This is a genomic window from Helicobacter cetorum (assembly GCF_900198405.1).
In the GTDB taxonomy this organism is placed as follows: Bacteria; Campylobacterota; Campylobacteria; order Campylobacterales; family Helicobacteraceae; genus Helicobacter; species Helicobacter cetorum_C.
Genome location: NZ_FZMR01000040.1, coordinates 1 through 11771, shown reverse-complemented (window position 1 = coordinate 11771; position 11771 = coordinate 1). Strand labels below are relative to the sequence as shown.

Genomic DNA, 11771 nt, shown 5'->3' with positions numbered 1-11771 from the left:
GTAATGTAGAAACAGCACAAAATAAGGTAGCCACTGCACAACAAGAAGTTGACAGCTTGAAAATCCAAGTTCAAGACGCACAAAGCGTTGCAACCCCCACAACAATCAACCGCCCCAACCAAACAGGCCAAGCTCTAACTAGCATGACAGAAAGTCTAGGGGATTTGAAAGGTAACTTACGCAATCTATTTGGAGATACTTCTACTATCGCTAATCAAGTAGGACTAGCCCAAGAATCCCAGCAAAACATTGCTGATATGATTGCTAAAGGTAGCGCATCAGTTGGTGCTATTAATGATAGCCTTAATAGCGCGATTAAAGACATTGACACCGCTATTGATAGTGTCAGCGCAAAAATCAATAGCTTAAGCTCTAGTAATAACCCCGCTCCCTTAGTAAAAAAGGGCTATGCAGCTAACCCTCAATCTCAAGCAGGCGACCAAAGCACTCAAAACAAGCTTGATGCGCTCAATAGCACCAAGAGCTTACTCACTAATAATAAAAAGCAATTATTAGCCGTTAAAAAGCAGGTTGACACTCTCATAGCGGATAAATCCTCTTCAGTGCGTAACTCCCCAACTAAAATCACCAACACCAACAACTATGGTCAAATGTATGGGGTAAATGTCATGGCAGGATACAAACACTTCTTTGGTAAAAAGAAACGCTGGGGTGTGAGAAGTTATGCTTACTATAGCTTTAATCATGCTAATTTAAGCTTTGTAGGTTCTAGCTTAGGCATTGCTAGTGGGGCTAGTCAAGTTAATAACCACACTTATGGTGTAGGCTTTGATGCCCTCTTTAACTTCTATGAAAGTCAAAATGGTTATAACACTGCAGGCATTTTCTTTGGCTTTGGTCTAGGAGGAGATACTTGGCTTGTGCAAGGAGAAAGCTATTATAAAAGTCAAATGGATGCTTGTAACGCTACTTCAGGCTGTAAAGCAAGCATGAATACAAGCTATTTCCAAATGCCTGTTCAAGTAGGCTTTAGAACTAACTTCGCTAAACATAGTGGGATTGAACTAGGCTTTAAAGTGCCTTTATTTGTCAATCAATTCTATAAAGAGCGTAGGGAATATGGTGCAGTAGATGTTTTCTATAAGAGAAACTTCTCTATGTATTTCAACTATATGATTAACTTCTAATCTTAAAAAAAACAAAAGCAAGCTTGCTTTTGTTTTTTTATTATTTAATTTTTAGTTATTTTGTGTTATTGTTGTTATAAAAATATATTTATGTAACTAAATAACACAATAAATAAATAATTATTAAAGGTAATTTATGAAACCTCGTTTTTTATCTTATATCACTTTAGCCATTCTTCTTGATGGCGAGCTTTTAGCCCAAACCCTTAATTTAGACAATTTCTATTGGCGAGACTACATGGACTTTGGGCAAAATCTAGGTAAGTTTGACCCTAATAATGAGAATTTTACTTATGATGGTAAGGATGGCATAAAAGCGGAATTTTCGGGCGTGCCGGATTTTTCATCACGAAATGAGGCGGGTAATGTGATTTCTTTGGGGCGTAATATCGTAGCAACCGCTCATCATATAAGGTGTATAGAATTTAACGATGAAAAAACATATAATAATAAATCTAGGGGTAATTCTGCTAATCAAGTAAGGACTTGGGGTAATACCTTTTATGAATTTGATTACGCTACAGATGAAACATGCACAAACCCTAACAGCACTCAAAAAGTAGCAGAAGGACACCAAAAAACTTACGGGCGAGATACGATGTATATGCGCACCAAAAAATACATTGTAGAGGGGCATTCAAAACCTTTAGATGTAGGGTTTGAGAAAGACCCAAGTGCTGAAGTTAATGAATATGCAAAAGACGAAAAAACAAAATATGAGCAAGCACGATTTGATTTGCAAAAAAAATTAGGTGAAAAACTTACCAACTATCTTGTAAATAACATTAGAAAAACAAAAGATGGCACACATATCCAAGCCTTTGAATCGGGGGCAGGAATCTTAAACTTCATTAAAAATGGCAAACTTTATGGCAATTCCAAAGATAAAGAAGATGGCATTGTGCGTTATGCTTTCCTTAATTATATGAATAGGACTGGGGGTTCTTGGCTCTTAGGACAAGATTCCTCACGAGAAAAAAACATAGTAACATGGGGGGTTACATCTAATATGATTAAAGTAAAAGGGCAAAAAATCACAGATAAAAACTTTAAGGGCGAGGGATTTTATATTTTAACTTTTGGTGCTTTTACAGAATATAATAATAATTCTCTTCATGGCTCTTTTAAGAAAAACCCTTTCTTTGCTGGCTTTGATGAGGGCGATAGCGGTTCAGCCTTAGTAGCTTATGATGAGAGCAAAAAAGAATGGGTCGTGCTTGGCGTGCTTTCAGAAGCGAGTGTGAGCGGTAAAATGAGCGATAGTATAGGTTCGGCAGGAAAATATTCGCCGGTGCTTAAGGTGGATTATGAAGATTATAAAAAGCAATTTGAAAATACCATTGAAACGAATAATGTAAACGATAGTAATATAGAAAAAAACAAAGATAATATTTTTAAAAGCGCTAATGGCGGAACGATAACTTTAAATGAAACAGACAAGCTCAGTGGAACCGGTCTAGTCTTTGAAAATGGTGCATGGGAGCTTAAGGGTAACAACAGCGTGAATGCTAAAGATTTAGCCGGATTAGATATTGCTGAAAAAGCAAGTGTTACTTGGAATAATCTCACGCTTGAAAAGGGCGATTTACACAAAGTAGGTTTAGGCACACTCATTGTCAAAAATGAAACTAAGGGGAATTTACGCTTTGGCGAGGGAATGGTAGAACTAGGCAATGCTAACGCATTTAAAAAAATCTATATCACCGGAAAAAACGCTACTTTAAAATTAAATGCAACTAATAATAACAACAATAATTTAAGCGAAAAAATCTTTTTTGCTAAAGGCGGAGGGATTTTAGATGTGAATGGAAACAGCCTAGAATTCAGCCAATTTTCTGCTGACAACAACCATGCAAAAATCATCAATGATAGCACAACGCAAGAGGCGACTATCACTCTAAATTTTAAAGCAAACCCTGAGATTAATCAAAAAGGGGGGCTTGATAAAGACCAAAAGCCAATTTTTGTAGAAAGATTGCCCAAAGAAAAAGACATTATTAAAGATGCGGTTATCATGCACGCCCATATAGGGAATGATAAAAAAGACGCTAATAATGATAAACTCAATCTCATTATAAACGCCCAAAAAGCCCAAGCAAATTCTAGTGCCAATAATAAAATCACTACCATTTTAGATGGGGGCTTTAATGTTAATCAAGTTACCATTAGTAGTGGGGCTACTACTATCTTGCAAGCACACCCCACTACCCATGCGAGTTTTAGGGAAAGCAGATATAATCCGGAGGGTCAAAAATATAGAGATGTGTGTCAAGTGGCAAAAAATGGAAACTTAAACCCCTTACGCTATTATGAAAACCCCAAAATACAGTGTTTGCTTGAAACTTATAAAACAGAAATCGCACAGAAATTGCCTGACTATATGGACATTACTCGCCCAAACACTTTAAATCAGCCTGATTGGGATAAACGCACTTACACCGCCAAAAGCGTGAGCGTTGAAAATGGAGCGACCTTAAAAGTAGCGAGTTCTACAGATTTAAAAAGCGATATTACTTTAAAAGATAGTTCAAAACTTATTTTAGGCGATAAAACCCATTATGCAGATTTTTTTGATGGTGAGAACACTACCGACAATGGCTTTGAATACCAACAATTAGTAACGAGTGGGGAAGTTAAGAACACTTTTGAAACAGAGGGTTTTAACAACACTATTAACGCCACTAATGCCAATATTACGAGCTATATAGCCCATTTTGCTCCTAAAAGTCTTACTATGAGTGGGGGGAGTTTAGAGGCGGATTTCTTAACTCTAAATGCTAATAGCACAGCTACTTTTAATGGCACAAAAACGAGCGTGAAAAACTTGAATGTTTTAGGGGGGACAATGATTGTTAATGCCTCCACAACAAAAACAAATCTTCAAAACGATGATTTAGGCACTTTAACCATACAAAAAAGCTTGAGCATGCAAGAGGGGAGCATTAAAGCAGATAAAATTGTTTTTGATAGCGTGAATAACTTTAATCAAGGCTTAGGGACTATTGAAGTAGCTAATATTACTTTAAATAACAGCGTTTTTGATAACCCCTTAAACCTATCGCATTTAAACAATCTAAAAAGCATCACGCTTAATCATAGTCGTGCTTATTTGGATACGCTAGTGCTAAAAAGCGAACTTAAGGATTTTAATCAAGCCATGCCTTTGCAAGCGTTGGCCGTGATAGAAAATAACGCGCAAGTTTTAAACATTACAGGCGATGACAATTCAAGCTTATTGGTCAATAATCTTAATATCGCAAGCGGGACTTCAATATTACCTATCAATACAGAAGTAGCCCATAATCTTAATATTACTCAAGGGGAAAAATCCACTACTTTAGGAGGTCATAAGCTTACTTTAGGCGAAAACGCTCAAGTTAATATCACGCTAGATAAGGCGTTCCAAGACAAAATTCTAGCAGAGGGGCAAGAGGAACAGAGTGTGATTTCTCTGCCTAATTTAACGGACAATCGCTCGCTTAAAGATGTTGTTTTCACTAACGCTAATGATAATACTTCTAATCAATACTACTATACTTATAGTTTTAACAATAACGCTTTGACTATCACTAAAAGTGCAGAAGACCCTTTGTCTATGAAAGCACTCTCTAAGCTTTCTAGCAGACACCATTGGCTTAATATTTTGCAAAATTCGCATAACCCAATGATAGAGAGAGAATTTAGGGCAATAGCACAGCAACGCAATCAAGCTGGCATGAATCAGCTAATTGACAGAGCAAATGCAGATTTCAATAGCGTAGCGTTATTGAGAGACCCTAATGATGTGATGTTTGTCATTGAATTAGAGAATGACCCTATTTTAAGGGGTAAGAGCGAAGTTTTTACTAAAACTAGAGCGAGCAATATTGGAGCGAGCCAATATCTTGGTGGGCATTATGCTAGTAGTGGGGGGTTTAAAATTGGCGTAGGGGGACAAGCAGGGCGAGTGTATATGGGGCGAGCCACTATCCAATATAATAGCGATGAAGAGCAATCAGGCTTTGGCATAGCATGGCAAGCGACTTTTGCACAGCTCAAAGAAAAAGGGAATTTTAACGCTCAAATGTTTCATTCTAAGCAAAATGGCGATTGGCAAACACGCATTTGGGATAGCAGAATCGCTGGGGAATATCGTTTTGTAATTAATAGCGTTTCGTTGATAGGGCAAGTGGTTTTAGGCTATCAGCAACACAATAACAGCGCTTTTAACACACAAGATTTTCATGCCAAAGAAGCACAAAGGCAGTGGTTCTCTAGTGGGGCTAAAGCGATTGTGCGTTTTGCACCTAATAAATTTTCTATGGAGATTCAAGGTGGCGTTACGCATTTCACGCATTTGGGTAAAAACTCGCAAGCTATAAGTTTTAGAGACCAAGATTTATTCGCTACCTATAAGGGGGCTAAGGCAAAATTGCAATGGTTTGCAAGCTTGAACGCTAGATATTTGATTACTCAACATTTTTTCTTAGGGGCAAGCATTGGGCAAAGTTTGAAATACACCATGGGCGAGTTTAGCTTGGGGTGGAGCTTTTAGGCTAAAACACTTCTTTGCATGCCTGCTTGTCTTTTTCAAATAAGCATGCTTTTTGTAATTTTTCAAAACGCTCTTTTCTTTCTTTTTCGGTAGCGTTTTTGGATAAAGGCTTGAATGTGTTAGCAACACTTTTTTGAGTTGTAAGAATGGGTTTTTCTTCTAATTTATCTGCGATATAAAAACCAATCGCTGCAATGAAAATGAATATCCAATCGGTTTTTCTAATCTTAGGGCAAAACTTACAAGCCATACGCATTCCTTATGCTTTTAAGATAATGTTTAAGTATAATACACTCTTATAAAAATTTTAAGTTTAGGGGTGTGATTGTTGAATTTTATCAAGCAATTTTTTAAGGCGTTTGTTATTATGCCTTTGGATTTCATCACCAAGTATTTTAAATCGTTTGTGTTTTTGACGATTTTATTGTTTGTGTTTAACGCTAAAGAGAGCGAGCCAAGCACTCCGCCTAATCTTGTCAAACTCTATTTGAATGGTCCTATTTTTAGCACACAAGATTTTGAAAAACAAGTGGAGAAGATTTTAAAAACCCCTAGTATTAAAGGGGTGCTACTCTTAATTGATTCGCCCGGTGGAGCGGTTTCTGCAAGCGTGGAGTTGAGTGAAAAAATCCTTGAATTAAAGCAAAAAATGCCCGTTTTAGCTTATGCTAAAGGTGTTATGGCAAGTGGGAGCTATTATGTGGGCATGGAGGCTAGTGAAGTGCATGCAAATAAAGCGAGTTTAGTAGGCTCAATAGGCGTGATTTTTTCTAGTGCGAATGTAGAAAACTTGCTTAATAAAGTAGGGGTGGCTACTCAAGGCGTGCATGCGGGCGAGTATAAAGAGATAGGCACTTTTACAAGGGCATGGACAGCTAATGAAAAGACTTTTTTGCAGAATTTGATTGATGAGCAGTATCAAATGTTTGTTAATGATGTAGCAAAAGCAAGGAATATTCAAGCAAAAGACTATAAAAATTTTGCTGAGGGCAAGGTGTTTAGTGCCAAAAAAGCCCTAGAATTAAAACTTATTGATAGAATCAGCACTTTAAAAGAGGCTAAGACTCGTTTAATGGAATTAAGCAAAATAAAAGAGGCGCATTGGTTAGAAAAAATCACAATGGAGCGCTTTATTGAAAAAGCCACGCAATCGGTTGCAAATGTTTTAACTCAAGCACTTGGTAGCGGATTAATGATGAGGTAAGAAAATGCTAGAATTTGTATTAAAAGTCCAAGCCAAAGATAAGCAAGGTCTAGTGAGTGCGATTAGCTCTGTGGTGGCAAATAAGGGCTATAACATTGTCAAAAACGATGAATTTGTAGAGCCTTTGAAAGAACGCTTTTTTATGCGTTTAAAAATCCAAAAGCCTTTAAATGAAATAAGCACTGAAAATAAAGAACAAGAAGAGCAGTCTTTAAAAATAGCGTTGTTTAAGGCGTTGCAAGGTTTTGAAGAATTATCTATTGAACTAGTATTGAGTCGTAAAAAAAATGTGATTTTACTTGCCACTAAAGAGAGTCATTGCTTAGGAGATTTGCTCTTAAGGGTGTATGGCAATGAATTAGAGATGAATATTTGGGGTGTGATTGCTAATCATGAAATTTTACGCCCTTTAGTAGAAAAATTTGATGTGCCTTATTTTTATGTGCCTTGTGAAAACCAATCACAACACGAATTAGAAGTGCTAGAAGTGATTAAACAGCTTGAGCTAGAAAAAGGCGAGAGCATAGACTTGCTTGTTTTAGCAAAATATATGCGTATTTTAAGCGAGGATTTTACCAATCGCTTTAAAAATCAAATTTTAAATATTCATCATAGTTTCTTGCCCGCATTCATTGGGGCTAACCCTTACAAACAAGCGTTTGAAAGAGGCGTGAAAGTCATTGGAGCGACCGCACATTTTGTGAATGAAAGCCTAGATGCAGGACCTATTATCTTGCAAGACACTTTACCTATCAATCATAACTATAGTGTAGAAAAAATGCGTCTAGTAGGTAAAGATGTAGAAAAGCTGGTTCTAGCAAGGGCTTTAAAACTCGTTTTAGAAGACAGAGTTTTTGTGCATGGGAATAAAACCATCGTGTTTTAGGGGTATTCAAAAAGTGTTTTAACCCATTGAAGTTCTTTTGTGGGGGCGTTTTCTAAAACGCTATGGTGTAAAGTAGCTATGAGATTATGCTGTGAAAAGATTTGGGCTTGGCTATTTTCTACATGCTTACTATTATCGTATAAGTAAATGGTGTCGCATAATTTTAAAAGTTTCTTTAAGTTTTCAAAGCTTTTTGTATAGCGCCTTTCTAAAATATCAAACGCTATAAAATGCCCCTTTTTTTCTTGCCTTATCTTCATTCTTTGTTTGCTTAGTTCCACACTCTCTAATCCCACATAAAAAAGCACGATTTTGTAATGTTGCATTTTAGCTTTATGGATAAAATTAAGAATGCTTTTCCCACTTAGCGTGGTTTCTATATTGAATGAAATGTTTTCATTCAAGCATTTATTCCTTAGTGTTAAGGCAATTTTAGTCGCTTTTATTTGGTTTTTAGCATCCGCAAAATCGCCTAGCTCTTTAACAATCTCATTAGGGCTAATACGCATTCCATAATAAAACCCATTTTCCAAAGCGTTATAATAAAATATAGACTTACCCGCACCATTTACCCCTGCAAATAGATATAAACAACTCAAAAAAATCCTTTTCTTTAGTAAAATGACCAGTGCAAAGTAGCTTCTAAGTTTTTCTCTTATTATAAGCAATTTGAGATAAAGTCTAAAAAAATTTGTTCTGATTTTACAATGAATTGAGATGATTTGAACGGGGTGCGTTGCCAATTAACCTATTCATTTTAAAGAATTTTTATCAATAAAGATTTTTTCTAATGCTTTTGTTATGGTTTAATTCTCTTAAAAAAACCTTTTCAAAATGAATTAATTTTTTAAGAAAATACATATACCTAATCAATTTTAAGAAATACATGCTATCATTCTGTCGTTTTTTAATTCCCAATAATTCAGTTATAGTAAAATCCATAAAAGGCAATAGCGTGAAAGAAATGATTATTAATCTCAAAAATTCCGTCTCTCTCTCTCTCTCTCTCTCTTAAGAAGAAACCAACACTTTATTTATTCCAATTACCTACATAGACTTATGTAACTTCTTGTTGTGCTAAACGCACAAAATATTACTTAAAAATATATATAAAAAATAGTTTTATTAATTTTGTTTAGGTTCAAAGGAAGTTTGACAATGAAAAACAACAAATTGATTTCAGTAATTGGTAGTGTAGCTCTCTTAGGTAGCATAAATTTATTAGAGGCTAACTCTATTGCAAGCTATCCAAATCCGTATTCCACGCAATTATTGAGCCTATCACCAAGCATTGCTAATGCATGGAGTGATTATTTAAACTCTGTTGTTCAAGTAGCAAAAATACAAAAGCTTGTGCAGAGGACTTCAGAGCATATAGGTCAGTTTCAAAAAATTATAGAAACTACAGAGAATGGAGACTCTTTAGAAAAGCTTAGACGAGAAGTAATAAAGCTCAATAATCAAGCAATCAATAACACTAGTGCCGTTAAAATATTTATGCTAGATTTTCAAAAAGGTCAAGCAAGCTTTTTGGAATCTGTTGCCAAAAACGGCAATAATCAAGAAAAAATTATTGCTCAAAAAGCTATCAGTGTTACACAAGAATCTATGCCAGCATTCCAAGAGCTCTTAACATACAATAAGGAGCTAGCAAAACTCTATAATCAAATAGCTGAGGCAAACTCTTTGTCGCAAGTAAAAAATATATTCAATCAAGTAATGACGCTTCAACAAAAAGAGGTTGGACTAATCCCTAAATTACTCCCCAATGCTCAAGAGCAATTAAGTATCTATCAATTACAATCTCAGCTACTAGGTGGGGGTAAAGACAATAATACGAATGGTGTTGCTCAATATGTGCCACCAAGCATTGCTAATGCATGGAGTGATTATTTAAGCTCTGTTGTCAAAGAAGCAGAAAGCAAAAAAATTATTCAAAAGAATAACGAAATAATAAAAAATCTGACTAAGAGTTTAAAAACAGGAAATGCAGGACAAATAGAGAAAAAAATTGAAAAGCTGAGTCAACAAAACACCGAGACTATTCAAAATGCCAAAGAATTAGATTCGGTTGTCTCCATTGGTCAAGAAAAGTTTTTGCAAGCAGTAATTGATAATGGCAATACAGAAGAAAAAGCTCTCGCTCAAGAAACCCTAAGAATAGTAAAAGAAGTTGCACCACTAAACCAAGAAGTCTTATCGCTTGGTTCTCAACTTTCAAAATTAGAAGCAGGGTTACGCAATAAGACCATTTCATTTAAGACGTATATGCAAAAGCAAAAAGAAATAACCTTAAAACTAAATGCTATTTCTAAGAAAATGGTAACAGATAACGCTCAAGAGCAACTAAAAATTTATCAATTGCAATCTGAATTACTAGGTGGTAGGAAAACTAGCTTTAATAGTGATACCAACAATAACCCCTCTAATAATCAATCTCCCAATAAGCCTCAAAAAATTACAAAAACTCAACCGCAAGTGGGCAATAAACCAAATGGTGGAGATGTGGGCACAACCCATAGAAGTGATGGTAGTGACTCAAGTGGAACAGCTCAAAATAACAATAGCAATTCATCATCTAATAAGCTCCCCGAAAATCTTAACAATCAAACAATCAGTTATGAGAACGATCAAGTTTTTAAAGATTCTGTTAATACTTCTAATGGAACTATTAACTCTCAAGCTCATCTTAATTTTAATGGCTCTAATAATCAGTTTAATAATATGATTTTTTATCTTGCTAGTCCAGATCTTATAAATGATTTTGCTTTTGGTATGTCCACTAGCACTGACAGTATAAATGTAAACAAGATTATTGCGCATAGCAGTAACACCTTTAATAATATTGTTTTTCAAGGGTCTCTTGGTCAATATGTTTTTAGCAGTAGTTCCAATACTTTTGAAAATATTACTTTTTTTGGTGGGTCTAACTCTGAATCTAGTTTTTATAGTCAAAACGCTAATTGTATTGGCTACTATTTTATTGGTTCTACCACTTTTTTAGGCAATAACACCTTTAATAATAATACTAGTTATAGCCAAATAGATTTCACGATGCTTGGAAATACAACAGGTAATATAATGATGAATATGAAAGGACATAACGATTTTAATAATAGCAATAATAGTATTATGAGTTTTGATTTTGAAGGGATTACTAGCATTGGTAATTTTAATAATGCAGTCTTTAATAATAAAGATAGCTCGTTGATTTGGTTTTATACTTCAGGCAATCCTTATAAAAAAGCAACAACCACTCTTAACTTCACAGATACAATCTTTAATAATCAAGTTTCTATAAATACGATGAATATTGCAGGTGTTGGTGGTGGCATTACTTTTGGTATAAATGAAGCTAAAAATAAAGACATATTCAGAAAACCTAATGCTCCCTTAAACATAGACTTCAATAACACTACTTTCAAAGGCAAGGGAAGTTATGACTTTTACAATGGTACTATTACGCTTCAAGGCACAGATAATTTAAATTCTAGCGATTCGCCTTTTTCTAGTGCCAATGCCAATAATGCCAATACGGACAATATCACCTTTAATTCAAATAACACCCTTAATCTAGGCTATTCTCTAACTCAAAATAGAGTTTATAGTGTTGTAGATACCACAGGTACAATCAATTATAATGGTAATACACAATATGATTTGATTAAAGTAGGCGGAGTTACAGGGACTTTAGATAAAACTTCTTCAAGTGGTGTCTATGATGTAACCTATGATAATGTCAATGGTAAAGATATCACTCTAAAAGAGACTTTTACCAATAATTCTATTAGTGTGGAAGAAATATCTAGCACTAATGCTACTACATCTCCTATTATTCATAGTCATTCTAGTGAAAAACCACATACTAAAACCATTCATAAAAATGATGATAAAAACGACAATAAGTTAAAACCACAGCCAATAGCAAGTGGTAAAACTAATCATAGCGGTTCTTCACAGCATAACACCAACAAACAACAACAAGCCAACACTCAAACC

8 protein-coding genes are annotated in these 11771 nt (G+C 35.2%); 5 read left to right on the top strand and 3 right to left on the bottom strand.

The window, feature by feature from the left end:
- Together C6H25_RS08340 and C6H25_RS08335 are read left to right on the top strand one after the other, a co-directional pair.
- The coding region (locus tag C6H25_RS08340) for an outer membrane protein (RefSeq protein ID WP_158653917.1) at positions 1–1148 on the top strand (1148 nt) is incomplete at its 5' end.
- Positions 1149–1284: 136 nt separating this feature from the next.
- The gene (locus tag C6H25_RS08335) at positions 1285–5682 is read left to right on the top strand and encodes a S6 family peptidase (RefSeq protein ID WP_104748960.1); all 4398 of its coding nucleotides are present in this window, start codon (positions 1285–1287) and stop codon (positions 5680–5682) included.
- A 1-nt stretch (position 5683) separates the two neighbouring features.
- On the opposite strand, the gene C6H25_RS08330 is transcribed toward C6H25_RS08335, so the two are convergent.
- Positions 5684–5932: a hypothetical protein gene (locus tag C6H25_RS08330; protein ID WP_104748959.1), complete on the bottom strand. Its 249-nt coding sequence runs from the start codon at positions 5930–5932 to the stop codon at positions 5684–5686.
- A 117-nt stretch (positions 5933–6049) separates the two neighbouring features.
- On the opposite strand from C6H25_RS08330, the gene sppA reads away from it, so the two are divergent.
- Positions 6050–6886, top strand: coding sequence for a signal peptide peptidase SppA (sppA, locus tag C6H25_RS08325; RefSeq protein ID WP_418904565.1), 837 nt, complete (start codon positions 6050–6052; stop codon positions 6884–6886).
- 4 nt (positions 6887–6890) lie between these two features.
- The gene (purU, locus tag C6H25_RS08320; protein ID WP_104748957.1) at positions 6891–7772 is read left to right on the top strand and encodes a formyltetrahydrofolate deformylase; all 882 of its coding nucleotides are present in this window, start codon (positions 6891–6893) and stop codon (positions 7770–7772) included.
- Here the strand turns inward: purU and C6H25_RS08315 are convergent.
- Positions 7769–8371, bottom strand: a complete 603-nt coding sequence (locus C6H25_RS08315; RefSeq protein ID WP_104748956.1) for a hypothetical protein — start codon at positions 8369–8371, stop codon at positions 7769–7771. The genes purU and C6H25_RS08315 overlap by 4 nt on opposite strands.
- 172 nt (positions 8372–8543) lie before the next feature.
- On the bottom strand, positions 8544–8753 hold the full coding sequence (locus tag C6H25_RS08690) for a hypothetical protein (protein ID WP_158653916.1): 210 nt from the start codon (positions 8751–8753) through the stop codon (positions 8544–8546).
- Positions 8754–8930: 177 nt separating this feature from the next.
- Between C6H25_RS08690 and C6H25_RS08310 the strand changes: the two genes are divergently transcribed.
- The coding region (locus C6H25_RS08310) for a hypothetical protein (protein WP_158653915.1) at positions 8931–11771 on the top strand (2841 nt) is incomplete at its 3' end.

Bases quoted from the DNA above. Each gene is read 5' to 3' on its own strand.
- C6H25_RS08335 (WP_104748960.1), top strand. From the start codon at position 1,285: ATGAAACCTCGTTTTTTATCTTATATCACTTTAGCCATTCTTCTTGAT.
- C6H25_RS08330 (WP_104748959.1), bottom strand. From the start codon at position 5,932: ATGGCTTGTAAGTTTTGCCCTAAGATTAGAAAAACCGATTGGATATTC.
- sppA (WP_418904565.1), top strand. From the start codon at position 6,050: ATGCCTTTGGATTTCATCACCAAGTATTTTAAATCGTTTGTGTTTTTG.
- purU (WP_104748957.1), top strand. From the start codon at position 6,891: ATGCTAGAATTTGTATTAAAAGTCCAAGCCAAAGATAAGCAAGGTCTA.